General features: G+C 63.1%; 22 protein-coding genes and 1 other RNA gene. 7 read left to right on the forward strand and 16 right to left on the reverse strand.

Going from position 1 to position 25,744, the window contains the following annotated elements:
• Positions 1-6: 6 nt before the first annotated feature.
• The 7 genes from mraY to mraZ are packed head-to-tail and all read right to left on the reverse strand — an operon-like array spanning position 7 to position 7,663.
• Positions 7-1,089, reverse strand: coding sequence for a phospho-N-acetylmuramoyl-pentapeptide-transferase (mraY, locus tag AC0L28_RS20585; RefSeq protein WP_473479912.1), 1,083 nt, complete (start codon positions 1,087-1,089; stop codon positions 7-9).
• A gap of 24 nt (positions 1,090-1,113) precedes the next feature.
• Positions 1,114-2,547 (reverse strand): UDP-N-acetylmuramoylalanyl-D-glutamyl-2,6-diaminopimelate--D-alanyl-D-alanine ligase, encoded by a 1,434-nt coding sequence (locus tag AC0L28_RS20590; RefSeq protein ID WP_473479914.1) that lies wholly within the window; start codon positions 2,545-2,547, stop codon positions 1,114-1,116.
• A complete protein-coding gene (locus AC0L28_RS20595; RefSeq protein WP_473479916.1) occupies positions 2,544-4,001 on the reverse strand; it encodes a UDP-N-acetylmuramoyl-L-alanyl-D-glutamate--2,6-diaminopimelate ligase in 1,458 nt (485 codons plus the stop codon). Before AC0L28_RS20595 ends, AC0L28_RS20590 begins: the two co-directional genes overlap by 4 nt.
• Before the next feature lie 54 nt (positions 4,002-4,055).
• The gene (locus AC0L28_RS20600) at positions 4,056-5,783 is read right to left on the reverse strand and encodes a peptidoglycan D,D-transpeptidase FtsI family protein (RefSeq protein ID WP_473479918.1); all 1,728 of its coding nucleotides are present in this window, start codon (positions 5,781-5,783) and stop codon (positions 4,056-4,058) included.
• The gene (ftsL, locus tag AC0L28_RS20605) at positions 5,780-6,172 is read right to left on the reverse strand and encodes a cell division protein FtsL (RefSeq protein ID WP_023798732.1); all 393 of its coding nucleotides are present in this window, start codon (positions 6,170-6,172) and stop codon (positions 5,780-5,782) included. Before ftsL ends, AC0L28_RS20600 begins: the two co-directional genes overlap by 4 nt.
• A gap of 4 nt (positions 6,173-6,176) precedes the next feature.
• Positions 6,177-7,208: a 16S rRNA (cytosine(1402)-N(4))-methyltransferase RsmH gene (gene rsmH, locus AC0L28_RS20610; RefSeq protein WP_023798731.1), complete on the reverse strand. Its 1,032-nt coding sequence runs from the start codon at positions 7,206-7,208 to the stop codon at positions 6,177-6,179.
• On the reverse strand, positions 7,205-7,663 hold the full coding sequence (gene mraZ, locus AC0L28_RS20615; protein ID WP_023798730.1) for a division/cell wall cluster transcriptional repressor MraZ: 459 nt from the start codon (positions 7,661-7,663) through the stop codon (positions 7,205-7,207). The genes rsmH and mraZ overlap by 4 nt, the downstream gene beginning before the upstream one ends.
• A 426-nt stretch (positions 7,664-8,089) precedes the next feature.
• Between mraZ and AC0L28_RS20620 the strand changes: the two genes are divergently transcribed.
• Complete coding sequence (locus tag AC0L28_RS20620; protein ID WP_473479920.1) at positions 8,090-9,205, forward strand: cystathionine gamma-lyase; 1,116 nt, start codon at positions 8,090-8,092, stop codon at positions 9,203-9,205.
• A gap of 9 nt (positions 9,206-9,214) precedes the next feature.
• On the opposite strand, the gene AC0L28_RS20625 is transcribed toward AC0L28_RS20620, so the two are convergent.
• The 7 genes from AC0L28_RS20625 to AC0L28_RS20655 all read right to left on the reverse strand — a co-directional run bounded on the left by AC0L28_RS20625 (position 9,215) and on the right by AC0L28_RS20655 (position 13,509).
• Entirely contained in the window at positions 9,215-9,508 is a 294-nt protein-coding gene (locus tag AC0L28_RS20625) for a type II toxin-antitoxin system RelE/ParE family toxin (RefSeq protein WP_287259775.1), read from the reverse strand.
• Complete coding sequence (locus tag AC0L28_RS20630; RefSeq protein ID WP_091594133.1) at positions 9,505-9,789, reverse strand: type II toxin-antitoxin system ParD family antitoxin; 285 nt, start codon at positions 9,787-9,789, stop codon at positions 9,505-9,507. Before AC0L28_RS20630 ends, AC0L28_RS20625 begins: the two co-directional genes overlap by 4 nt.
• A 298-nt stretch (positions 9,790-10,087) precedes the next feature.
• Positions 10,088-10,485: RNase P RNA component class A (rnpB, locus tag AC0L28_RS20635), an RNA gene on the reverse strand.
• 59 nt (positions 10,486-10,544) lie between these two features.
• Positions 10,545-11,336 carry a lytic transglycosylase domain-containing protein gene (locus AC0L28_RS20640; protein ID WP_473479922.1) on the reverse strand — a complete coding sequence of 264 codons (792 nt, stop codon included), beginning with the start codon at positions 11,334-11,336 and terminating at the stop codon, positions 10,545-10,547.
• A 183-nt stretch (positions 11,337-11,519) separates the two neighbouring features.
• Positions 11,520-12,281, reverse strand: a complete 762-nt coding sequence (locus tag AC0L28_RS20645; protein ID WP_287259771.1) for an N-acetylmuramoyl-L-alanine amidase — start codon at positions 12,279-12,281, stop codon at positions 11,520-11,522.
• Positions 12,278-12,997, reverse strand: coding sequence for a J domain-containing protein (locus AC0L28_RS20650; RefSeq protein ID WP_023798724.1), 720 nt, complete (start codon positions 12,995-12,997; stop codon positions 12,278-12,280). The genes AC0L28_RS20645 and AC0L28_RS20650 overlap by 4 nt, the downstream gene beginning before the upstream one ends.
• Before the next feature lie 311 nt (positions 12,998-13,308).
• Positions 13,309-13,509, reverse strand: coding sequence for a hypothetical protein (locus tag AC0L28_RS20655; RefSeq protein ID WP_023798723.1), 201 nt, complete (start codon positions 13,507-13,509; stop codon positions 13,309-13,311).
• A 200-nt stretch (positions 13,510-13,709) separates the two neighbouring features.
• Here AC0L28_RS20655 and AC0L28_RS20660 point away from each other — a divergent pair, with 200 nt between their 5' ends.
• The 3 genes from AC0L28_RS20660 to AC0L28_RS20670 all read left to right on the forward strand — a co-directional run bounded on the left by AC0L28_RS20660 (position 13,710) and on the right by AC0L28_RS20670 (position 19,655).
• Positions 13,710-17,642 (forward strand): hydantoinase B/oxoprolinase family protein, encoded by a 3,933-nt coding sequence (locus AC0L28_RS20660; RefSeq protein ID WP_287259767.1) that lies wholly within the window; start codon positions 13,710-13,712, stop codon positions 17,640-17,642.
• 82 nt (positions 17,643-17,724) lie between these two features.
• Positions 17,725-18,972, forward strand: coding sequence for a BtaA family protein (locus tag AC0L28_RS20665; RefSeq protein WP_473479925.1), 1,248 nt, complete (start codon positions 17,725-17,727; stop codon positions 18,970-18,972).
• Positions 18,969-19,655: a class I SAM-dependent methyltransferase gene (locus AC0L28_RS20670; RefSeq protein ID WP_473479927.1), complete on the forward strand. Its 687-nt coding sequence runs from the start codon at positions 18,969-18,971 to the stop codon at positions 19,653-19,655. The genes AC0L28_RS20665 and AC0L28_RS20670 overlap by 4 nt, the downstream gene beginning before the upstream one ends.
• Positions 19,656-20,208: 553 nt before the next feature.
• On the opposite strand, the gene AC0L28_RS20675 is transcribed toward AC0L28_RS20670, so the two are convergent.
• Positions 20,209-21,588, reverse strand: coding sequence for a serine hydrolase domain-containing protein (locus tag AC0L28_RS20675; protein WP_287259763.1), 1,380 nt, complete (start codon positions 21,586-21,588; stop codon positions 20,209-20,211).
• A 223-nt stretch (positions 21,589-21,811) separates the two neighbouring features.
• Here AC0L28_RS20675 and AC0L28_RS20680 point away from each other — a divergent pair, with 223 nt between their 5' ends.
• Together AC0L28_RS20680 and AC0L28_RS20685 are read left to right on the forward strand one after the other, a co-directional pair.
• Positions 21,812-22,603 carry a glycoside hydrolase family 25 protein gene (locus tag AC0L28_RS20680; protein WP_023798718.1) on the forward strand — a complete coding sequence of 264 codons (792 nt, stop codon included), beginning with the start codon at positions 21,812-21,814 and terminating at the stop codon, positions 22,601-22,603.
• Between the two features lie 80 nt (positions 22,604-22,683).
• Positions 22,684-23,859, forward strand: a complete 1,176-nt coding sequence (locus AC0L28_RS20685) for a lytic murein transglycosylase (protein WP_023798717.1) — start codon at positions 22,684-22,686, stop codon at positions 23,857-23,859.
• Positions 23,860-23,980: 121 nt separating this feature from the next.
• Here AC0L28_RS20685 and AC0L28_RS20690 read toward each other — a convergent pair whose 3' ends face one another.
• Positions 23,981-24,874, reverse strand: a complete 894-nt coding sequence (locus AC0L28_RS20690; RefSeq protein WP_287259761.1) for a LysR family transcriptional regulator — start codon at positions 24,872-24,874, stop codon at positions 23,981-23,983.
• A 130-nt stretch (positions 24,875-25,004) separates the two neighbouring features.
• On the opposite strand from AC0L28_RS20690, the gene AC0L28_RS20695 reads away from it, so the two are divergent.
• Entirely contained in the window at positions 25,005-25,736 is a 732-nt protein-coding gene (locus AC0L28_RS20695) for an SDR family oxidoreductase (protein WP_473479930.1), read from the forward strand.
• The last annotated feature ends 8 nt before the right edge of the window (positions 25,737-25,744 follow it).

Raw genomic sequence — 25,744 nt, forward strand, 5'->3', positions numbered from 1 at the left:
GGCCTCCTATCGCAGCTTGAGGGTCGACAGGCCGACCAGCGCCAGGATGACGGCGATGATCCAGAAGCGGATCACCACCTGGCTTTCGGTCCAGCCGAGCTTTTCGAAATGATGGTGGATCGGCGCCATCAGGAATACCCGCTTGCCGGTCATCTTGAAGTAGCCGACCTGGATGATGACCGACAGGATCTCGACAACGAACAGGCCGCCGACGATGACCAGCACGATCTCGTGCTTGGTGGCAACCGCAACCGTGCCGATCAGGCCGCCAAGCGCCAGCGAGCCGGTATCGCCCATGAAGATCGCCGCCGGCGGTGCGTTGAACCACAGGAAGCCGAGGCCGGCGCCGATCACTGCGCCGAGGACCACCGCCAATTCACCGGTGCCGGGCACGAAATGGATCTGCAAATACTCGGCGAACACCGCATTGCCGGACAGGTAGGCGATGACGCCGAAGGACGCCGCCGCGATCATGATCGGCACGATCGCAAGGCCGTCGAGGCCATCGGTCAGGTTCACCGCGTTGCCGGCGCCGACGATGACGAAGCACGAGAACGGGATGAAGAACCAGCCGAGATTGATGAGGAACTCCTTGGCGAAGGGGAAGGTCAGAGACGACGAGAACGGCGCCTGGCCGTTGTGCATGATCACCCAGGCGGCGATGCCGGCGATGATGAATTCAAGCCCCAGCCGCGCCTTGCCGGAAAAGCCGAGATGCGATTGCTTCGTCACCTTGAGATAATCGTCGTAGAACCCGATCGAGCCGAAACCCAGGGTCACCAGCAGCACCACCCAGACATAGATGCTGGACAGGTTCGCCCATAGCAGCGACGAGCCGATGATGCCGCACAGGATCATCAGCCCGCCCATGGTCGGCGTGCCGGCTTTCTTGAAATGCGTCTGCGGCCCGTCGGCACGGATCGGCTGGCCCTTGCCCTGCCGCAGCCTCAGCGAATTGATGATGGCCGGGCCGAAGATGAAGACGATCAGCGCCGCGGTGATCAGCGCGCCGCCGGTGCGGAAGGTTATGTAGCGGAAGACGTTGAAGACGGAGATCTTGTCCGCGAATTCGACGAGCAGTGTGAACATGCGATTCGGTCCCCGGACCTGGCTCTAGGTCTGTTTGGCGGTTGCGGCTGCCGCCGGAAATTTGCTGAGCAGTGCGTCGACCAGTTTGGAAAATCCGATGCCTTTCGACGATTTGATCATCACCACGTCGCCCGGCTTCAGCGCCGACAGAAGCACCAGTTTCAGATCCTCTGCGCCGGCGCGATATTCTGTCTCGATCTCATCAGGCAGGATATCGGCCAGCGCCCGCATTTGCGGGCCGGCAAGAAACACCGTGCGCGTGTCGGTGCCGACGATGAGATCGGCAAGGGCAGCGTGCAGCTTCGCCGAATGGTCGCCGAGCTCGAGCATGTCGCCGAGCACCGCGATACGCCTGCCTTCGCCCGACACCGGCGTCGCGTTGAGCAGCGCCATCGCTGCGCTCATCGACGCCGGATTGGCGTTGTAGCTCTCGTCGATCAGCGTGATCGGACCTTTCGGGTGGCGCAGCACATGGCGCTTGCCGCGTCCGCGTTCGGCCGAAAGATCGGCCAGCGCCAGCGCCACCCTGGCTATGTCGGCGCCGACCAGGTGCGCGGCGCCCAGCACGGCCAGCACATTCTGCACCATGTGTCGGCCCGGCGCGCCGACCCTGGCGGTGATCTCCTGACCGCCGATCTTGGCAGTGATGACGGAATGATCGGCATGCAGCGCGCATGCCAGCAGCTTGAAGGTCGCACGGGCATTCTCGCCAAAGCCGTAGATGTGCTCGACGCCGGCGGCTCTCGCCATCTTGTCCAGAAGCTTCCAGCGCGGGTCGTCGCGGTTGAGAAGGACGGCGCCGTCCGGTTCCAGTCCTTCGAAAATCTCGGCCTTGGCCCTGGCGATCTCGTCCAGGTTGCGGAAGAAGCCGAGATGTGCCGCGGCGATCAGCGTGACGATGGCGACATGCGGCCGGACCATCCTGGCCAGTGGCCGGACCTCGTCAGGATGGTTCATGCCGATCTCGAACACGGCATAGTCGCAATCCACAGGCAGCCGCGCCAGCGTCAGCGGCACACCCCAGTGGTTGTTGAAAGACTGCGCCGATGCGTGCACCTTGCCGACTACGGACAGCACATGGCGCAGCGCTTCCTTGGTGGTGGTCTTGCCCGCCGAACCGGTCACCGCGATGATCTTGGCATTGGAGCGCGCGCGCGCGGCCAGCCCCAGCTTTTCCAGCGCGGCCAAGACGTCCTGCACGACGATCATCGGCGCCGTCAGCCGCCCGAGCGACGGCAACTTGCCCTCAGCGACGACCAGCACGCCGGCGCCGGCCTTGATGGCGGCGGTCGCGAAATCATGGCCGTCCATCGCCTCGCCCTTGATCGCGAAGAAAGCATCGCCCGGCTCAAGGCTGCGGCTGTCGATCGAGATGCCGCCGATACCCTCCGGCATCGGACCGAGCGGTCGTCCGCCCATGGCGGCGACGAGATCCTCTGACGTCCACAGGAAGCTCATGCGGCGTGCTCCTGGAGCGCGGCGCGGACTTCCTCATGGTCGGAAAAATGCAGCGTCTCGGCGCCGACGGTCTGGCCTTCCTCATGCCCCTTGCCGGCCACGATCAGCGTATCGCCGGCATGGAGCATGGCGACTGCCTCGTGGATCGCCTTGCGCCGGTCACCGATCTCGATGCCGCCGGGTGCAGCGGCAAGAATCGCGGCACGGATCGTTTCGGGCACTTCCGAGCGCGGATTGTCGTCGGTGACGATTACGACATCGGCGAGCCGCGTGGCGATCTCGCCCATGATCGGACGCTTGCCACGGTCGCGGTCGCCGCCGCAGCCGAACACGACGATGACGCGGCCGGTGGTGAACGGCCGCACCGAAGCCAACACGTTTTCCAGCGCGTCCGGCTTGTGCGCGTAATCGACATAGACCGGCGCACCGTTGGCAGCGGTGCCAACAAGGTCCAGCCGGCCCGGGGCGCCCTTCAATTTCTCCAACGCCATCAGGGCTTTGGCGGCAGGTGTTCCAGTAGAAATGGCGAGGCCCGCCGAAACCAGGGCATTGGCGATCTGGAAATCGCCGGCCAGCGGCAGGTCGATCTCGTGGAGAACGCCATCGACTTCCACCTCGGCACGCTGGCGGTGGCGCTCGTGCTCGACCCGCTTCAGTGTCAGGAACTCGCCGTGGCGGCCGACCGTCAGCACATCCAGTCCCGCGGCCCTTGCCGCCTGGATCGTCGGCTCCGACCAGGGATCGTCGGCAAAGATGACGGCCGGCGCGCCCTTCGGCAGCAGCGCGTCGAACAGGCGCAGCTTGGCGCGATGATAGTCCTCGACTGTCGGATGATAGTCCATATGATCGCGGCCGAGATTGGTGAACCCGCCGGCTGCGAGTTTCACGCCGTCAAGCCGGCGCTGATCGAGACCATGGCTGGAGGCCTCCATCGATGCGTGGGTGACGCCGGCATCCGCCAGTTCGCGCAGCAGCCTGTGCAGGTCGACCGGGTCGGGGGTGGTCAGCGAGCCGTACTCGTTGCGGCCCGGCGCCACCACGCCGGTCGTGCCGATCGAAGCAGCGGCAAAGCCTGACTGCTCCCAGATCTGCCTGGTGAAAGCCGCAACCGATGTCTTGCCGCTGGTGCCGGTCACCGCGACCATGGTTTGCGGCTGCCTGCCGAAGTAGCGGGCCGCACTCAGCGCCAGCGCCAGGCGCGGATCGTCGACGGCGAAAACCGGCACCGGCAGTCCGGAGACGGCGCCGCTGCCCTTGCCGGTCACGATCGCTGCGGCGCCGCGCTTGGCGGCATCGGCGGAATAGGCCGCGCCATCGGTCTTGGTGCCAGCGAGCGCGAAGAAGACCACGCCCGGTCCTACCTGGCGGGAATCCGAAGAAATCCCGGTAACCTCCGTATCGAAGGAAGCTGTCCCCTCGACAGGCAGGATACCAGCTAGGTCTTTCAGCTTCATCGAACCCCGTTCATAGCAACAAAATAGCGCGCAGTTGCCGGCGCGCCCTCAGAATCACTGATAGGAAACCAGCGTTGCGCCATTTTCATGGCTGAAATCTGGCTTCACGCCAAGCATGGAAGCCGAACGTCGGATAATGTTTGCAGCCATGACGCCAGCATTCGAGGCGGCCGTCGCACCCATGCCGGGTTTTTCCGGCTTCGGTTCGTCGGCGATGGTAAGCACGATGTATTGCGGATCATCCATCGGGAAAGCCGCGACGAAGGCGTTGAAGTTCTTGTCCTTTGAGTAGCGGCCGTTGACAACCTTCTCGGCCGTTCCCGTCTTGCCGCCGACGCGATAACCCGGAACCCTGGCGTTCCTGCCTGAGCCTTTCTCGGCGTTGAGTGCATAGAGATAGCGCATGTTCTCGGATGTCTTGTCGCTGACGACTTTCTTGGCCACCGACATCGCCTGTTCCTGCGCCCGTCTCAGGAATGTCGGCTGGATCAGATAGCCGCCGTTCATCAGCGCGGCACAGCCGACCGCCGTCTGCAGGGGCGTCGTCGACACACCGTGACCAAAGGCGATGGTGATCGAATGGACCTGTTTCCAGACTTTTGGCTCGGTCGGGCGGGCGACCTCAGGCAGTTCCGTCTGCATTCTCTCGAGGATACCCAGGCGATGCAGGAATTCGCGGTGCCCCTCGATGCCGACCGCTTCAGCTTCCTTGGCCGAACCGATGTTGGACGAATAGATGAACACTTCGGGCACCGACAGCACCCGGGACTTGCCATGAAAATCATGGATGGTCTGGCGGCCGATCCTGATCGGGCGCGTAGCGTCGAAACGGCTTTCCAGCGTCACTTTGCCGGAATCGAGCGCCATGGCGGTGGTAAAGCTCTTCAAGGTCGAGCCCATCTCGTAGAGCCCGGCCGACATGCGGTTCAAGCGGTCCTTGTCGTGCGCATTATAGGGGTTGTTCGGATCGAAATCCGGAACCGAGGCCATCGCGACCACTTCGCCGGTCTTGACGTTGAGAACGACGGCGCCCGCCGCGATTGCGCGGTATTTTTCCATGCCGGTGGCGACCTCATCACGCACGATATGCTGGACGCGCAGGTCGATCGAGAGCTGCACCGGCTTCAGATCCTTGGCCACCGCCAGGCCGGACGCCTGAAGATCGCTCAGCCCCTGTTCGTCGATGTATTTCTCCATGCCGGAGATGCCCTGGTTGTCGATGTTGGTGAGGCCGACAATGTAGGACGAGGTTTCGCCGGCCGGGTAGAAGCGGCGCTTTTCGGTGCGGAAGCCGATGCCCGGAATGCCGAGCTGCAGAATCTCCGATTGTTGCTTGGGCGTCAGTTGCCGCTGCAGCCAGACGAAGCCGGCGCCGCTCTTCAGCTTGTGATAGGTCTGCTCGTAGTCGATTTCGGGAAGCACCGTCGCCAGTTTTTCGATCGCCTCGTCGGCGTCGACAATGCGGCGCGGTTCGGCAAACAGCGACGCCGTCTTGATGTCGGTCGCCAGAACTTCGCCGTTGCGGTCGACGATGTCGGGCCGGGACGCCGTCACCCGGCTCTGCGGACCGCCGGACAAGTCGGGGTTCTGGAAACCGAGATAGACCAGCCGCCCGGTGATGGTCAGATAGATGCCGAAAAACACCGCCATCGTCATCACGACGCGGGTCCTGCCCTTGCCGCCGGTCGCCTTGCGGGCGCCTTCGACCACAATCGATCCGTCGTCACCGGACTTGGCGCGGCGCGTCAGCAGACTGGTGATCACTGGAAATCTGGCGATCATTGGACGATGCCTCCGGTGACCACGGGGTCGTTGCCCATCGGTTCCTTGCTGGAACTGTCGGCCATGCCGCCCAGCCGCTCGGACGAAAGGTCCTCGATGGTGAGGGGTTTTGCCGGCAGATCGTCCAGCCCGATGATCTGGCGGGCGCTGACCGGCTCGAGCTCGAGTTGCGATTTATAGGTCTCGGCCAGCTTTTGCAGGCGCGACGGTTGGGTAAGCAGGCTCCAGTCCGCCTTGAGGAGATCGATCGTATCCTCCTCGTAGCGGATCTGCGCCTGGATCTTGTGCACCGCCGCCAATTGTTCCTCGGCCTCGCGCTTGGTCTTGAAGGTCAAGGCCGCGGCCGAAACCATGACGGCGATAAGGACTATGTCGCTGGTACGAAACACGTGCTCACCTCTCTCCCGGCCGCTCGGCACCGGGAAGTTTTGGATCAGGAAGTTTTGGAAGCCCGAAAATCGAAAAATCGCCGGCGCGCGCCGGCGCGTCGGTGCGGATCGCCGCGCGCAGCCTTGCCGAGCGCGCCCGCGGATTGGCCGATATCTCGGCCTCACCGGGCGTCACGCCGCTGCCCACCTTTTTGAAGGTGGCGCTGCGCGCCTGCGCCTCGGGCAGGTGCCGCGATCCGGTCGCCGCATCGGCGCGATCGGCGATGAAGCGCTTGACGATGCGGTCTTCCAGGGAATGGAACGTCACCACGGCCAGCCGTCCGCCCGGTTTCAGCACGCGTTCAGCCGCAAACAGCGCTTTGGCCAGTTCGCCGAGTTCGTCATTGACGAAAATGCGCAACGCCTGGAAGACGCGGGTCGCTGGATGGATCTTGTCCTTCGGCGCGCGGCCGATATGCGTCTCAATGGCGTCTGCAAGGTCGAGCGTGCGCTCGAACGGATGTTTTTCGCGACGGCTTTCAATCATGCGGGCGATGCGGCCGGCATGGCGCTCTTCGCCAAGAAACCCGAAGATGCGGGCAAGATCGCCCACCTTGAAAGAGTTGACGACATCGGCGGCGCTGAGGCCAGCCTGCGCCATGCGCATATCGAGCGGTCCGTCGGCACGGAACGAAAAACCGCGCTCCGCCTGATCGATCTGCATGGAGGAGATGCCGATGTCGAGCACGACGCCGTCAGCGCTTTCGACATGCTCGTCCAATGTCGAGAACGGCGCCTGAACAAGCCGGAGCCTGCCGCCCGATTGTTGCTCGAGAACACGACCGGCAGCAATCGCATCCGGATCGCGGTCGATCGCGACAACCGAGGCGCCGCTCGCCAGAATGGCTTTGGAGTAGCCGCCGGCGCCGAATGTGCCGTCGACGACCACCTCGCCCGTCTTGGGCGAAAGCGCCTCCAGCACTTCGGCAAGGAGGACCGGAATGTGACGGGCTGGTCCGCCAACGGCGTGAGGGTCATCGCCGTAGCCCGCCATCATTCCGGCCGCTCCCCAGGCTTCGTCCCCTGCCGAAGCTGCAAAAGCCGGGCGCGTGCTTCCGCCCCATAGGCGGTGAGCCGTCCAGGTTCCCAGATCTGAAAGAAATTGCCGCGGCCGACAAAAGCCACTTCCGCGGAAATGCCGGTATGCTCGCGGATGAAATCGGTCATCGAGATGCGGCCGTCCTGATCGAGCTTGAGAAAGGTTCCATCGCCATGGCAGAAGAACGACATGTCGTCCGAGGTCTGCAGGAAGGGGTCTTCCTGCGCGATGCGCTGCTCGTAGCGGTCGAGCAGGTCGAGCCCACCGACATCCATCGCCGGACGGTCCAGGCAGCGCAGCGCATAGAGTTCCGAATAACCGCGCTTCTGCACAACCGCACGGAAATGCGCTGGAACGGACACCCGCCCCTTCGCATCGATCCTGTTCACCGCGCTTGACAGAAACCGGTCCATTACGCGTTACGGCCGCTTGCGCCGCCGCACCCCTCTGCATCTTCCCGCCCGCGCCGCCGCAGCGCGGTCCCTGCCCAAAACTCACTTCGCTCCAAAAGGCAAAAACAGGCGAACGCGCAGCCGCCGCGGCTGCCCGATTGGCGTACGCTTCACCCTGACGCGGAACGAAGGCTTGAATATCTGAATGGGATATCATGGGGTACTATGGGCGTCAACGGGAATAGGCTTCACAAAACGCGCGCCACAACCGATGAGGGCAGCTTTGACGGCACTCCCGTGTTTATGCTCCATTAAGCCTAACGAAGCGTTTAGAGCGGTTTGGCCTAACCGGAGGCGGCTTGCCGCGGAGCGCCACCACGCATAGCGTCGGCCTGTCTTTTCTCGGTCAGAAACAGGTTCTTTTCTCGGTCAGAAGGTTGAAAATACATGTCCGAAACAGCCAAATCGCGCGCGGCCACCCTTGCCCATTTGCGTGGCGTCAAGCTCGCCAAGGGCGACCCGGTCTCGCTGCCGCTGACAATGACGACCACTTTCCATCTGCCCGGCAATCCGGCCGGCGTCAGCCAGTACGGGCGCTACGACAATCCGACATGGGAAGCGGTGGAAGACATGCTCGGCCACCTCGAGGACGCGCCGTCCGTAGCGTTCCCGTCGGGCATGGCCGCGATCGCGGCGGTCTTCTTCGCGCTGCTCAAGGCGGGCGATCGCATCCTGTTGCCGTCCGACGGTTACTACACGCCGCGCCTGCTTGCCGAGCGCTTCCTCAAACCTTTCGATGTCCCGTTCGACACACGACCGACCAAGTCCTTTGTGGACGGCGGTTTTTCCGGCTACCGGCTGGTGTTCGTCGAGACCCCATCCAATCCCGGGCTGGACATTTGCGACCTGGCCGGCGTGGCGCGCCTTGCGCACGAGGCCGGCGCGCTGGTCGTCGCCGACAACACCACGATGACGCCTTACGGTCAGCGCCCGCTCGACCTCGGCGCCGATATCGTCGTTGCTGCTGACACAAAAGCGCCCAATGGCCATTCCGACGCGCTGTTCGGCCATGTCGCCAGCCGTGACGCCGGCATCATCACCGGCATCCGCGAGTGGCGCAAACTGTCGGGCTCCATCCCCGGACCATTCGAAGCCTGGCTGGTCCATCGAGGCCTCGAGACACTGGAGGTCCGCTTCGACCGCATGTGCAAATCGGCCGAACTGATCGCCCGACGCCTGACAGATCATCGGGCCGTGAAATCCGTCCGCTTTCCTGGACTGGAGGATGATCCTTCACACAATCTGGCGACCACCCAGATGGAGCGTTTCGGCTTCCTTGTCGGCCTCGACCTGGGGAGTGAAGCCAGGGCCGAAGCGTTCATCGGCGCCTGCGCCCTGATCCAGCCGGCGACCTCCTTCGGCGGCGTCCACTCTTCGGCCGAACGGCGCGCCCGTTGGGGTGATGCGGTGCCGCCCGGCTTTGTTCGCCTGTCGGTCGGCTGCGAGCCGGTGGAAGCGCTTTGGCATGCGATCGAGGCGTCACTGGACGGCGTCGACGGTTGAGCGAACCGATCACGAAGCCAGATCGTCGGCTTCGATACTGCGCCGGCCATGCAGCACACGCAGGATCTCGACTGCATCCGCGCCGACACGGTACAAGGTGAGGTATTCGCCGACGACCAGATGGCGGATGCCGGGCGCAATGTCTTCGCGCGGTGCCCCCGAGAAAGGATGCAAGGTCAGCAAATCCCAACGCCTCTCCAGGATTTTCACGAGGCGGATCGCGGCATTAGGATTGTGTTCGGCAATGTAGTCGCCGATACGTTCGAGGTCGATTAATGCCTGAGGAAGCAGGCGGTATTTCACTCCTCAAGGCCTTTGGCCTCGGCCATTTTCAGATATTTGGCGCGCAGTCGTTCCATGATTGGCGGGCCGTCCAGCGCCGGCCCGCTGTCGATCCCCTCCTGCACCAGCTTGCGCAACTCCTCGAGCGTGTAGCCGTGCAAGTCACGGCGGTCCTTCCATTGCCTGAGCGCGTCGCGGATCACCTCACTCGCCGAAGCATATTCGCCGGCGGCGACCACATCGTCGACCGCCGCCGCCAATTCCGGCGAGAGCGTGATGCTGCGTTTGTCGACCTGACCCATGGTGCGCTCCTGATACCGCCCGTACTAATGCATGTCGCGCAAAAGTGTGCAGCGGTTCTGCGACTGCATAAACAACAACCTAAAGCGCGTCGCGAGAGGACGGTCGAACGCGACGCGCTTTAGGAAAGTACGATTTAATCGCACCAGTTTCAAGAAACGCTTGCTCCATGCACAGCCCAGTAAAAGCTGATTCAGTCAATGAAGCGCCTGAACCAGCAAGCGCGCCCGAAGACGCAACCTGCTGATATCAGGGAGTTTCCCCCTAGAATCTGGACGAAAACGTAGAATCTGGACGAAAATTGCCAGCTGGCCTGTAAGCCGGGTTCTGTATGGCCCTCGCCCCTTGCGGCGCGAGAACGTGGCGGCCATTCATCTTGGGCGCATGTTGCCATGCGCCTCACGCAACCTACCCGGGCGGTGAGCCGGAAACAGCCCTCGAGGGTTTCCCCTCGCACCGCCCCTATTCGGTCTTGCTCCCGGTGGGGTTTACCGTGCCGCTCCTGTTGCCAGTCGCGCGGTGGGCTCTTACCCCACCCTTTCACCCTTACCACGACGGATCGTGGCGGTTTGCTTTCTGTGGCACTTTCCCTAGGGTCGCCCCCGCCGGCCATTAACCGGCACCGTGTCTCCATGGAGCCCGGACTTTCCTCACCCGCAGCCTTTCGGCTTCGCGGGTGCGGCCGCCCGGCCAGCTGGCAAGGCGTATAAAGGGATTCACATTCGAAAACGCAAACAAAAAAGCAGGTCCCGGTCTATTACGCCGGCGCTCCAAGCGCGGCCAGCTGCACTTTGACCTTGCCGCAATAGGCCGCGGAAATCGGGTTCATCCGCTTGGCGCCATGGCCGGCATTGTACTTCAGGATCGTGCCGCAGGTCGTGCCGTCGCCGAGGTTGCGCGCCATGGCGAGGTATTTCATGCCGTATTTGATGTTGGTCTCGGGATCGTGGAGACCCTTGATCGAGCCGCTGTAACCCATCATCCGCGCCGTCGACGGCTTGATCTGCATCAGGCCGATCTCACCGGCGCGGCCGACCTGGTTCGGCTGAAACCTGCTCTCGATCATGATGACGGCCTTGGCGAGCGAGACCGGCACACCATTGCTGGCCGCATGACGCTCGATGATCGTCGAATACTGGCCGCTATCGCCAGCGGCCGCCGGCTTCGGCGCCGCCGCCCGGTTTTGCCGGCCGATCGACGCCGTCGTCGCCTGGTCGATGCGGGTCCTGTTGCGCTTCACATGCCGCTTGGAGACTGCCTTCTTTGCAACGACTGGCTTCTTTGCAACGACTGCCTTCTTTGCAGAGACCTTTTCCGCCTTTGCGGATGCTGGCTTTTTCGCTTTCACCGCAGCAGCTTTTTTCGCCTTTGCGGAGGCTGTCCTTTTTTCCCCGGCATCTTGCCCGGCTTTCGGCGTGGCAGTCTTATCGGACGCGGTCATGAAACCCTGGTCGGCCCGCTGGCTCAAAGGCGCGCCATTGGCCGCACCGATGGCAAAAGTCATTACGCCGACAGCAACAGCTGCCGTTAAAACGGTTAATTTCTGCATGGGATCCTGTTCTGTTTAAACCGCGCGAAGAACTTCACGCAGCTACGCCAATCAACGTCGGAACATTTGGGAGGCTGTAGGTCCGACAACTTGCACGGATCGCATTTGACGGTCGAATTGGCGGCAAAAAAGGCGGGGCAAGTCACTTTAAATGACAGGCTGTAACTTACAGCCAGGAAAAGACTACTTGGACGGAACTGCCCTCACCGAGCCAAGCAGCCGTTCCAGCGTGCGGATTGTCGATCCGTCGGCCACGCCATCCACTTTGCGTTGCCGGAAATGCCTCTGGAAAGCCTCGACCACGATTTCGGTTTGCCGGTCGAAAGCGCCTGATATCTCCACGCCATAACCGTAGAGCGCCAGCATCGACTGCAGCGCCTCGACCTCGGCAGACGCGTCGCCGGCCTTCAGCACCGCGCCGCGCCTGACGGGTGCCGCTTCGACAAGATGGCCGACACCGGCATCGAACAGGGCCTTCCAGGGGAATCTCTCGCCCGGGTCGATCTTGCGTCCCGGCGCCACGTCGGAATGGGCGAGCACCCGTTGAGCCGGGATGGAATGGCGCTGAACAATCCCCTCGCACAGGCCGATCAGGGCATCGATCTGCCGTTTCGGAAAATTTCGGTAGCCCAGCGAATGTCCCGGATTGACGATCTCGATGCCGACCGAACAGGAGTTGATGTCGCTTCGTCCGAACCAGGAACTCTTGCCGGCATGCCAGGCACGGTCGCTTTCCCTGACCATCTGGACGATGCGGCCGTCCTCATGGACGAGGTAGTGCGACGAAACCTCGCTGGCCGGATCGCACAGCCATGCTTCGGCGCCGGCGCCGGTCTCCATGCCGGTGTAGTGCAGCACGATCATGTCGACCGTCTCGCGTCGTGGACCGAAATTCGGCGATACCCTGACCTCGGCGCTCGGCTCGTCGGGCAGGAAGCCGCTCATGCGTGCCGCAGGCCCCGTTCGATCATCTCATAGGCCGCGTTGATCGCCGCTATCCTGCTGGTTGCGATCTTGATGAATTCCTGCGGCAGGCCGCGTGCGATCAGCCGGTCGGGATGGTTGTCCGAAACCAGCTTGCGGTAACGCTTCCTGACCTCCTCGAAGGTTTTTCCCCGCTCGATGCCGAGCACGACATACGGATCGGCCGCACCCAGATCGACGTGCCGGGCCAGAATGCTCTGGTAATGCGCCTCCTCGATCCGGAAGATCTCGGCGATGCGATGCAGGAACTGACCTTCGCGCTCGTGGACCAGCCCGTCGGCCTTGGCGATATGGAACAGCCCGTCGAGAATGTCCTCCAGCATCGCGCAGTTCGAATGGCCGGAGCCGCAAAGCTGCGCCATGCGCGCGGCATAGGTCTCGAAGCCGGCGATGTCGCGCTTGGCCAGATCGTAGAGCCGCGCCACATTGCGCGTCTGCTCCTTCGGCACTTCGAATATCTGCTGGAAGGCGCGCACCTCGTCCTGGGTGACGATGCCGTCGGCCTTGGCCATCTTGGCCGACAGCGCGATCATCGCCACCGAGAAGGCGACGCGCCGGCGCAGGTCGGGGTCGCCGGAGAAAACCGTGCGCACAGCCTCGACCACGTCGGCGACGCCGGACGAGGTTGAGGACGAAACGCGGGTGATGAAGTCGCCGAGGCGATCCCAAATCGACATGGGCACCTATTAGGGCTAACTGGCCGCCGCTATCAACCCCACCGCTATCAAGCTGAAGACAATGCCGCAGGGCCGGCCCAGCCGATTTCGCGGCCGCCTGAGCAGCTGGCGCAACCGTCGATCATGGAAATTAGCCGGCAGCAGCGGCCATGGCGCGCGAAACTGCAAGCCTTCGTCACCTCGCCATTTCGGCCCCTTCTGCTGGGCCAAAAAGTGACAGGCGAAACCGAGCTTGCGGCGGCGGCCGCAAGAAGACTGTCCTGAAGTCAGAAGGCCGGCAGGATGCCGGCCTTCTGTTCATCACATAAGAATTACTGCGCGGGCGCAGATGGCTGTGCCGGAGCCGGCTCGGCCGGCTTGGTCGCGTCGGGAGCCGGCTGCATCGGTTGTTCGTTCGCCGGCGGGTTGGTGCTCTGCGTGGTGGTGGCGTCCCCGCCCGTGCCGCTGTCGCTGCAAGCCGCAACGCCAAGCAGGGCAAGCGCCGAAACCGACGCAAGAATGAGTTTCTTCATGACATCTCTCCTCTAATCACGCCCCCGCTACCGGTGACGATCGAGGACAGAATGCACCGAATGCCCCATGGGTTTCATAACGTTGCATTTCCGTATGTAACATCATCTGCTTTTGCGTTGCCGGCGAAGCCATGGCGAATTAACACCAGACCATGGCGAATTAGCACATTTGAATCAATAAAATGCCCGGGAGAGCTGCCGTGACCGCCAAATGGGATTTCTGGATCGACCGCGGCGGCACCTTCACCGATGTCATCGGCCGGGACCCGCAAGGCGGGCTGCACCCGCGCAAGCTGCTATCCGAAAATCCCGAAGCCTATGCCGACGCCGCCATCCAGGGCATTCGCGATCTGCTCGGGCTAAAATCCGGCGCGCCGATCCCATCCGGCCTGATCGGCGACATCAAGATGGGCACCACCGTTGCCACCAACGCGCTTCTGGAGCGCAAGGGCGACCGTGTGCTGCTGCTCATCACCAGGGGATTTCGCGACGCGCTGAGGATCGCTTATCAGGCGCGGCCCGATATCTTCGCCAAGCAGATCATCCTTCCCGAACAGCTCAACGAGCGCGTCATCGAGGTCGATGAGCGCGTGCGCGCCGACGGCCGCGTCGAAAGGCTGCTCGACATCGCCGCCATGCGCCCGGCCATCGAACAAGCCAGGGCCGACGGCATCGACGCGGTGGCGATCGTGTTCATGCATGCCTGGAAATATCCCGACCACGAAAAGGCGGTTGCAAAAGTCTGCAGGAAACTGGGGTTTTCGCAGGTCTCGGTCAGTCATGAGGTCTCGCCGCTCATCAAGCTGGTCGGCCGCGGCGATACGACCGTGGTCGACGCCTATCTGTCGCCGATTCTGGCAAGGTATGTGCAGAAGGTGGCGCAAGAGCTGGGCGTCCTCTCCCCCCTCGAGGGGGAGATGTCGGCGAAGCCGACAGAGGGGGTCATCTTAGAAGGCACCGCCAGAGCGTCGAACCCAGTCGAGCCGACCCCACCCGGCGGCTTCGCCGCCACCCTCCCCTCAAGGGGGAGGGAATCCCCTCGCCTGATGTTCATGATGTCATCCGGCGGCCTTACCGCCGCCGATATGTTCCAGGGCAAGGACGCGTTGCTGTCCGGTCCGGCCGGCGGCGTCGTCGGCATGGTCGAGACAGCAAAGCTCGCCGGTTTCGACAAGGTCATCGGCTTCGACATGGGCGGCACCTCAACCGACGTCGCTCATTATGACGGCGACTATGAGCGCGCCTTCGACACGGAGGTTGCCGGCGTGCGCATCCGCGCGCCGATGATGCGCATTCACACCGTCGCCGCCGGCGGCGGCTCCATCCTGCACTACGAGGCCGGCCGTTTTCGCGCCGGGCCGGATTCGGCCGGCGCCAATCCCGGCCCGGCCGCCTACCGGCGCGGCGGCCCGCTGGCCGTCACCGACGCCAATGTCATGCTGGGCAAGCTGCACCCCGACTTCTTCCCGGCCATTTTTGGACCCGGCCAGGACGAGCCGCTCGACATGCAAACCGTGCGCGAGAAATTCGCCGCACTCGCCGCCGAAATCGGCGACGGCCGCACGCCGGAGGCGGTCGCCGAAGGGTTCGTCACCATCGCCGTCGAAAACATGGCCAACGCCATCAAGAAGATTTCCGTGCAGCGCGGCTACGACGTCACCGAGTATCTCCTGAATTGTTTTGGCGGCGCCGGCGGCCAGCACGCCTGCCTCGTTGCCGACGCACTCGGCATGGAGGCGGTGCTGATCCATCCCTTCTCCGGGCTGCTGTCGGCCTATGGCATTGGGTTGTCCTCGATTTTTTCGTCGCGCCAGCAGGCGCTGCTGAAACCGCTGACGGAAGTGTCCAGGCCGGCAATCGATGAACTCATCGCGACGCTGCGCAAAGCCGTCATCGACGAGCTTGCCGCGCAAGGCATTGCCGAGGGCGCCGTCGCCTCGAAACCGGTGCTGCAGATCCGCTACGACGGCACCGACACCGCGCTGCCGGTGAATTTCGAGCACGGTTCGATCGCACGGGCCAAGGCGGATTTCGAAGCCGCCCACAAGGCGCAGTTCGGCTTCGTCTATGACGACAAGCCGATGATCGTGGAATCGGTCGGCGTCGAAGGCATCGACAGCGGCGACGCCGGCCGCGAGGAAAGTGATTCAATCCTTGAAGACATCGCCGCAAGCCCTTCGGAAAATCGGCAAATCTTCATCGACGGCACCTGGCGAGACGCCGGCATTTTCCGCCGCGAGGCGCTCAAACCGGGGCACAAGCTTGGCGGCCCTGCCCTGGTCATCGAACCGAACCAGACCATCGTCGTCGAGCCGGGCTGGCAGGCCGAAATCACCGCCAGGAACCACGTGCTCCTGCGTCGCATCGAGAAAAAGCGCCGGCTGGCGGCGCTCGGCACCGAGGCCGATCCGGTCATGCTGGAGGTGTTCAACAACCTGTTCATGTCGATCGCCGAACAGATGGGCGTGACGCTGCAAAACACCGCCTATTCGGTCAACATCAAGGAACGGCTGGATTTCTCCTGTGCCGTCTTTGACCGCAATGGCGCGCTGGTCGCCAATGCGCCGCACATGCCGGTGCATCTCGGCTCCATGGACCGTTCGGTGGAAACCATCATTCGGCTGAACTCCGGCGACATCCACCCCGGCGACGTCTTTGCACTGAATGCGCCTTATAATGGCGGCACGCATCTGCCAGACATCACCGTGGTGACGCCGGTCTTTGAGGATGGGCGCCCAATCTCCCCCCATGTGGGGGAGATGTCGGCGAAGCCGACAGAGGGGGGCGCTGTCCCGCCAACGCCTCCAATTGGCGAGCCGGCATACCGCGAAGCTGAGCGCTCGACGTTGCCCCCCTCTGCCCTGCCCTCTTTGTCACCAATTGGCATCTCCCCCACAAGGGGGGAGATCGGCCAATCGCCAAAGATCCTCTTCTACGTCGCCTCGCGCGGCCATCATGCCGACATTGGCGGCACGGCGCCCGGCTCGATGACGCCGCTCGCCACCACCGTCGACGAGGAAGGCGTGCTGTTCGACAATTTCCGCATCGTCGATCGCGGCCGGTTCCGCGAGAAGGAGCTGGAGACGCTGCTCACCGACCACCCCTACCCGGCGCGCAATCCGCACCAGAACATCGCCGACCTCAAGGCGCAGATTGCCGCCAATGAAAAGGGCGTTGCCGAGTTGCGCGAGATGGTCGCGCATTTCGGCCTTGGCGTGGTCGAGGCCTATATGGGCCATGTCCAGGACAATGCCGCCGAAAGCGTGCGCCGCGTGCTGGAGCGGTTGCCCGACAGCTCCGTATACGAGTATCCGACCGACACCGGCCAAATCATCAAGGTGAAGATATCGGTCGACCGGCAAAAGCGCGAGGCGACCGTCGACTTCACTGGCACATCGTCGGTCATGAAGAACAACTTCAACGCCCCCGAGCCGGTCGCCCGCGCAGCCGTGCTCTATGCGTTCCGCGTCATGGTCGAGGACATGATCCCGATGAATGCCGGGTGTCTGAGACCGATCAACATCATCATTCCCGAAGGTTGCATGCTGAAGCCGACCTACCCGGCCGCGGTCGTCGCCGGCAATGTCGAGACCTCGCAGCATGTCACCAATGCGCTGTTCGGCGCCATGGGCGCGATGGCCAATGCGCAAGGCACGATGAACAACCTCACCTTCGGCAACAAGCAGTACCAGTATTACGAGACGATCTGCTCCGGCTCGCCGGCAGGCCGGATGAACAGCGGTCGCGGCTTTGCCGGCACCTCCGGCGTCCACACCCACATGACCAATTCGCGCCTGACCGACCCGGAAGTGCTGGAGTTGCGGTTCCCCGTCCTGCTCGAGGATTTCCACATCCGCGAAGGCTCCGGGGGCAAAGGCAAATGGAGTGCCGGCGACGGCACCGAGCGCATCATCCGTTTCCTCGAAAAGATGGAATGCGCGATCCTGTCCTCACATCGCAATCGCCCGCCGCGAGGCCTGGACGGCGGCGGCGATGGCGAGGTCGGCTCGACCAAGGTTCGCCGCAAGGATGGCCGCATCGAAGTCCTGAAGGCTTGCGACCAGACGGTGCTCGAGGCCGGTGAAGCCGTCATCGTGACGACGCCGACGCCGGGCGGATTTGGCAACGCCTGAACTCGCCTCAACAGACTGTCACCGGCCTGTCATCCACCTGCGCTACCCGCTTGCGCCAGAGCAAACGGGGAATCGCCTTGTCATGACGGATGTTTCCGGAGAACTGGTTTTTCGCCGCGGCAAGCAAGTTGGCAAGGCCGTCTACCAGAACCGCCCGCTGTCTAAGGCCGGCCTCTCCGAGCGGCTCTTCGCCTTGCTGTTTTCCGGCCTCGTCTATCCACAGATCTGGGAAGACCCCGACGTCGACATGGAGGCGATGCAGCTTGGCCAGGGCCACCGCGTCGTCACCATCGCCTCGGGTGGCTGTAACATCCTTGCCTATCTCACCCGGTCACCGGAACGGATCGACGCCGTCGATCTCAACGCCGCCCATATCGCGCTGAACCGCATGAAGCTCGAAGCGGTGCGCCATCTGCCGTCGCAGGGTGACCTGTTCCGTTTCTTCGGCGCTGCCGAGACCCGTCACAATTCGCAAGCCTACGACCGTTTCATCGCGCCGCATCTCGACCCGGTCAGCCGTCATTACTGGGAACATCGCAACTGGCGCCGGCGTCGCCGCATCGCCGTCTTCGACAGCAATTTTTACCAGACCGGGCTGCTCGGCCTGTTCATTGCCATGGGCCATCGCACCGCCAAATTCTTCGGCGTCGATCCGGCCGGCATCATGGAAGCCAAAAGCCTCGTCGACCAGCGCCGATTCTTCGACGAGGAACTGGCGCCGGTTTTCGAAAAACCGCTGCTGAAATGGGCAACATCGCGAAAAGCCTCGCTGTTCGGCCTCGGCATTCCGCCGGCACAGTACGATTCGCTGATCACCTCGGGCGACGGCACCATGGCCAGCGTGCTGAAGGCCCGGCTGGAAAAGCTCGCCTGCGATTTTCCGCTGGAGAACAACTATTTCGCCTGGCAGGCTTTTGCCCGCCGCTACCCCAATCCCGGCGAGGCGGCGCTGCCTGCCTATCTCGAAAAACGCAACTACAAAACGATCCGCAACAATGCCGACCGCATCGCCATCCACCATGCCAATCTGATCGAGTTCCTTGCCGGCAAGGATGCCGGTTCGGTCGACCGCTTCGTCCTGCTCGACGCGCAGGACTGGATGACCGACGACCAGCTCAATGCGCTGTGGGCCGAGATCACCCGTACCGCGTCGACCGATGCCCGCGTCATCTTCCGCACCGCGGCCGAACCCAGCCTGTTGCCCGGCCGGGTCTCGAATTCGCTGCTCGACCAGTGGAGCTATGCGGAGGAGGCGTCGCGCGAATTCTCGGCCCGCGACCGTTCGGCCATCTATGGCGGCTTCCACCTTTATGTGAAGCAGGCCGCATGAGCGCGACCGAACTGCCGGCCAGGCACGGCGAACCGCCGGCCGGGCACGCCGAGCTGATGGACGGCGTCTACCGCTGGCAGCGCCACGTCTACGACCTGACCCGCAAATACTACCTGCTCGGCCGCGACCGGCTGATCGCGGGGCTGAATGTGCCCGCCGGCGGCACCGTGCTCGAGCTTGGCTGCGGCACCGGCCGCAACATCGTCCTCGCCGCCCGGCTTTGTCCCGACGCCCGCTTCTTCGGTCTCGATATTTCAGCCGAAATGCTGGAAACGGCCACTGCTGCCATTGCCCGCGAAGGCGTCTCAGGCCGCGTCACGCTGGCGCGCGGCGACGCCACCGATTTCGACGCGAAGGTGCTATTTTCCGTCGAAAGTTTCGACCGCATTTTTGTCTCCTATTCGCTGTCGATGATCCCCGGCTGGGAGAAGACGATTTCGGCGGCACTTGCAGCCCTGTCACCCGGCGGTTCGCTGCACGTCGTCGATTTCGGCCAGCAGGAGGCCCTGCCCCGCTGGTTCCGCACGCTGCTGCGCGGCTGGTTGAGAAAATTCCACGTCGAGCCGCGCGAGGCACTGCGGGACATCCTGCAATCGGAATCTGCAAGGCGCGGCGCAACCCTTCGGTTTAGAACGCTTTATCGCGGTTACGCCTGGCTGGCCGTGATCAAGATCGCCAGCTAGTTCCGCAGCCCAGAGGATTTGCTCTTTGACTGAGCCCTGTGGAGGGTCGCTGCCGACCGGCCTGCAACCGCCAATCTCCAACGTCTGCGATTAGCCATAAGCCCCCGCGCCTTCGTCATCCTAGGTCAAGCAAGGAGCGAAGCGACACAGCGCGGAACCTGGGATCCATTCCGTGACATCAGCCGAAGAATGCAGCGGCTCAGAACGAAAACAGCAGTGATCCGTCGCGCCCCCCTCTGTCCTGCCGGACATCTCCCCCACTTGGGGGGAGATCAGATGTCGCGTCCGGCTTCGCCAATCTTCAACGTTGAAAGAAGGGTGAGGCGCGCGAGCTGCCAATCTCCCTCCTTGTGGGGGAGACGTCCGGCAGGACAGAGGGGGGCGCCTCGCTCCGCGATCGAAGGTTCTGCACCGCAGCAGCGCTCCAAGGTCACGGAATCCCAAGATCGGTCGCGTCGCTTCGCTCCTCGCCAGACGGGCGGGCGCGTGTTGATCGTGGAAGGCCTTTGGCGACAACTGCATAGACGCTGCGGCGAGCGATCGCCGCATTCCTCTAATGCAGCGCCTTCACCAGTGCTGCCAGCATAATCTGCGGCCGGTAGCCGAGCTTGGCCGGCGTCAGGCCGAGCCGCACCACCACAAGCTGCGCCGAGGGGATTATGGCGACCGTCTGCCCGTCATGGCCTTCCATCCAATAGCTATCCCTTGGCAGGCCCGCAGCGATACCGGCGCCGGGGCTCTCCTCGTCGCCCGGACCCTCGATCCACACCTGGCCTCTGCCGTAGACTTTCGAGGCGGGTGCGGCTTCCCGCATCCAGGCGACGAAGCCCGCAGGCAGGACCTCCTGGCCGTTCCAGACACCATCCTGCAGCAGGAACTGGCCGAAGCGCGCCCAGTCACGGGCGGTGGCGTAGAGATAGGACGATCCGACGAAGGTGCCGTGCTCGTCGGTCTCCAGTACCGCGCTCTGCATGCCGAGTGGGTCGAACAGTGCAATCCTTGGCCACGCCAGCGCCTTGTTCTTGTCGCCGATCGCATCCTGCCAAAGCCGCGACAGCATCGCTGCCGTGCCGCTTGAATAGGAAAATACCTTGCCCACCTCGCCGGTCAGCGGCTTGGATCCGGCAAAGCCCGCCATATCAGGCTCCAGATAGAGCATCCGCGTCACGTCGGTGACGTCGCCGTAATCCTCGTTGAACTCCAGCCCGCTCGACATCGCCATCATATCGGCGAGGCTGATGGCGGCGCGGCCGTCCGCTTTCCAGGGCCCGAACAGGCGCAGGTTCGTCATCACCATCTTGCCGTCCTTCACCACCGTGCCGACGATCGCGGCATTGACCGTCTTGGTCATCGACCAGCCAAGCAGCGGCGACTTTTGGGTAAAGCCTGCGCCATAACGCTCGGCGACGATGCGGCCGTTCTTGACCACCACCACCGCCCGCATACCGGCGCCGGTCATTGCAGGATCGTCGAGGATTTTCGCGATCTCGGGGTTTTGCGATGCTTCGACCTTGTCGCCCTCCGGCCAGAGCGCGGCGAGCGGCGGCGCCGGTGTCAGCGCCGGCCCGGCGACTGCTTTGGCCCGGGCGATGTCGCCGCCCGGAACCGCGGTGCAACCAAGCCCGTTCCGAACGACGGCGACGCTCTTGCCGAACACGCCGAACAGCCCGGCCGAAACCGTGCCCTGCTCCTTGTCGACGGACATCCTCATCAGCCGCAGCAGTGGATGGCCCGGCGCCTGCACGTCGACTGCGAGCACCTCATCGGCATCGCGTCCGGCGATGAAGACATTCGAGCAGACGATCTTGGCCGTATAACCCGAGCCGACTCGGATCAGTTCCGGCGGCGCGATGTAAAGCCAGGCGGCGAGTGCTGCGACCGCCAATACGGCCAGCCCGAGCAGCCACTTCACCAGCCTCAGAGCAATCTGCATTTTCCGATTCCCCCGGAAGCTCATCTATGCCATCGATTTGCCGTCATTGCTTCGGCAAAATCGCGGTTCTGGTCGAGCGCTGTCAACGGAATATCAACCATGATCAGCGATACACCAGGGATAGGAGAGCGGTCCTGTGGGGCGATCGCTTGGGGGCACGGTCGAGGGACCACCTGCAGCAACAACCCATCAGCGGCCGGCTGAAACCGGTTCAGGAGTAGCGATGCGCCGTTTCGCGGCTTTCATCTTGCTGACGCTGCTGGGCGCCTGCTCGACCGTCGACGATCTTGCGCCTCCCTCATCGGGCGCGCCGAGCGTTGCGGTGCGCGCACCCCGTTTTGACGACTCCGACCCGCATGAGTGGGACAGCGGCGCGCCGTGGAGCTATGCCGTCCATGGCACCGACGTCTCCAAATACCAGACCTCGGTCGATTGGCCGGCGGCCAGGGCAAGCGGCATTTCCTTCGTTTTCGTCAAGGCGACGGAAGGTGGCGATCGCTTCGACGCGTATTTCAACGAGCATTGGAGCCGCACGAAAGCCGCCGGAATTCCGCGCGCCGCCTATCATTTCTACTATTTCTGCACACCGGCCGCGACGCAGGCGCGCTGGTTCATCCAGAACGTGCCCAGAGACCGCTCGGCAATGCCGCCGGTTCTCGACATGGAATGGAACCCGCAATCGCCGACCTGCAAGCTGCGCCCCAATGCGGCCACGGTGCGCAGCGAGATGAGCACTTTCCTCGAAATCGTCGAAAAGCACTATGGCAAGAAGCCGATCATCTACACCTCGATCGATTTCTTCGACGACAACGGCCTGTCGGCCTTCCGCGGCTATCCCTACTGGCTGCGTTCGGTGGCCGGCCATCCGCGCAAAAGATACGGCAGCCACCCGTTCACCTTCTGGCAGTACACCGGAACCGGTATTGTGCCGGGCATCTCAGGGAAGGCCGATATCAACGTGTTCAACGGCTCGGAAGCCACCTGGAACAAATGGCTGCGGCAGAACACCCGTTGACAGCGGGCCTGCAGCCTGCTTTTCGACACAGCCAATGAAGGACGCCTGCAACCGCCGGTAATCTTCTCGGGAGGATGGCGATGCGATTGCGCTTGGAAATTCTCGCGGCGCTGTTTCTGGCCGCCACGTCGCCGGCGGTGGCACAGCAATGCGGCGGCGATTTCCAGGCCTGGAAGCAGGGCGTTGTGGCCGAGGCGAAGAACGCCGGCGTCGGCACTGCCGGACTTGAGGCACTGGAAACCGCCGCTCTCGATGGAAAGGTGCTGGCGCGAGATCGCGCCCAAGGCGTCTTTACCCAGACCTTCATCGAGTTTTCGAACCGCATGATATCGGCCTATCGGCTGAAGCAGGGCGCGGTCGTCTTAAAGGAATATGCCGACGTGTTTGCCCGCGCCGATCGCGAATTCGGCGTTCAGGCCCCGGTCATTGCCGCCTTCTGGGCGCTGGAAACCGATTTCGGCGCCGTGCAGGGCGATTTCCAAACGCTGAACGCGTTGGTCACGCTCTCTCACGACTGTCGTCGCCCGCAGCTCTTCCGGCCCCAGATCGTGCCATTGTTGACGCTGATCGATCGCGGCGTGGTCCCGGCCGACGTCACCGGCGCCTGGGCGGGCGAAATCGGCCAGACGCAGATGCTGCCTTCCGACTATCTCGGCCGAGGCGTCGACGGCGACGGCGACGAAGTGATCGACCTGCGCGGCAGCGCGCCTGATGTGATCATGACCACGGCCAACAAGATCACGTCGCGCGGCTGGAAACGCGACCAGCCCTGGATCGAGGAAGTCCGCGTGCCGGACGACTTGCCATGGGACCAGACCGGCCGCACCAACAAGCTGCCGCTGGCGCAATGGGCTCAGTGGGGTGTCACCAACCCGAACAGCACGCCGCTTGTCGACAACGGCCTGAAGGCAGGCCTCGCACTGCCTATGGGCCGCAAGGGGCCAGCCTTCCTGGTCTACGACAATTTCGACGTCTACCTCGAATGGAACCAGTCCTTCACCTATGCGCTGACCGCGGCAAATCTCGCCGCGCGGCTGGCGGGTGCGCCGCAATTCGACCCGCGCAATCCCGAACCCGGCCTCAACGGCGACCAGATGAGGGCATTGCAGACAAAGCTCGAGGCCAGAGGCTATGACGTAGGCACGGTCGACGGCATCCTGGGCACCAACACCCGCGAAGCGATCCGCAAGGAGCAGATGCGGCTAGGCCTGCCGGTCGACGGCTGGCCGACACCAGAGCTTTTGGCGAAGCTGTAGCAGGTTAGCGAGTAGTGAGTAGTGAATAGTGAATGGTAAATGGTGAATGGAACTAGGTGCTCACTACTGACTACTGACTTATTCACTATTCACTATTCACTATTCGCTATTCACTAATCCATCACCGCCTGGCAAACAGGAAGTCGATGAAGACTCGCAAGGCCGGCGGAACCTGCCGGGAGCTTGTATGATATAGGTAAAAGCCCGGAAATCTCGGCGACCAGGCTTCGAGAAAACGGATGAGCTTGCCGGTTTCGATCCACGGCCGAACCTGGTAATCCAGCATGTAAGCCACGCCGATCCCATCCAGGGCCGCCCTGATCATCAGTTCCGTGTCGTTGACCGTCAGACCGCCGTTCACGGCTATTTCCAAAGCGTGTTGGCCTCGCGCGAACTCCCATCGATAGACGTTGCCGCCACCGGGCCACTGGAAATTGATGCATTGGTGATGGTGCAGGTCGGCGGGATGACGGGGCATGGGGTGATCCTCGAGATAGCTGGGCGCCGCCACTGCGGCCATCTCCAGCTCCCCGCTGAGTTTCACCGCCACCATGTCCTTATGCAGCCGCTCACCAAGCCTGATTCCGGCATCGAATCGTCCCTCGACAATATCGGTCAGCATGTCGTCGACGATGATGGTGAGGGCAATATCGGGATAGGCGCGGCGGAAATCGCCGAGGATGGGCACGATGAAACGCATAGCGGCGATGCGTGGAACATTGATACGCAGCGAGCCTGCCGGTCGATCGCGTGATGCATGCGCGTCGGCGACAGCCCCTTCGAGTTCGCTGAATGCCGGAGCGAGGCGGGCAAACAGCGTTTCGCCTGCAGCGGTCGGCGACACGCTGCGGGTCGTGCGGTTGAGCAGCCGGACACCTACACGCTCCTCCAGCCCGCGTATCGTCTGGCTAAGCGCCGGCGGCGAAATTCTGAGCCTGGCCGCGGCGCGGACAAAGCTGCCTTCCTCGACGATCGTCGCGAACGCCCTCAGCTCGGAAAACTCGGTCCCTCGCATTATGTACCCCAGACTTAACAAGCCTGTTCGATTATAGGCTATTATCTGATCAATAGCATGCCCCTAACGTCCACATGGAACGCCGCCGCTCGATTTGGAACGGCCGTAGCCAGACGAGAAAGGGACAGCTATGTATCATTCGCTTGAAGGCAAAATCGCGCTCGTGACCGGCAGTTCGCGCGGCATCGGCCGCGCCATCGCCGAGGGGCTCGCGGCAAACGGCGCGGCCGTGGTCGTCAATTATGTCGGCAACGAGAAAGCCGCCCAGGAAGCCGTTGCCGCCATCCGCGAGAATGGCGGCAAGGCCGTCGCCATTCGCGCCGATATCTCCATTGTTTCCGACATTCGCCGGCTGTTCGATGAAACCGAGAAGCAGATGGCCGCGATTGATATCGTCGTCGCCAATGTCGGCGTCGCCGTCATAAAGCCGTTGGTCGAGGCCACCGAATCCGACTTCGACCACGTCTTCGGCGCCAATGCCAAAGGCACCTTCTTCACGCTTCAGGAAGCGGCGCGGCGCGTGCGCGACGGTGGCCGTATCATCGCGGTTTCCACCGGTGGAACCAAGATGTTCTTCACCCAGACCGCCCTTTATCTCGGCAGCAAAGGAGCCGTCGAGCAGTTCGTCCGCGTCCTCTCGCGCGAACTCGGACCGCGCTCCGTCACCGTGAATGCGCTTTCGCCAGGCTTTACCGACACTGACCTGCTGCCCGAGCGGGATCGCGCGATCGCCGCCGGGATGTCGCCCTTCGGCAGGATCGGAGCGCCGCGCGACATCGCCGATGTCGCGGTTTTCCTCGCTTCCGACGAGGCCCGTTGGCTGACCGGCGAGAACATCCAGGCCGGCGGCGGCGTTGCTTAGTGAATAGT

The sequence above is a fragment of the Mesorhizobium sp. WSM4847 genome (assembly GCF_055811335.1).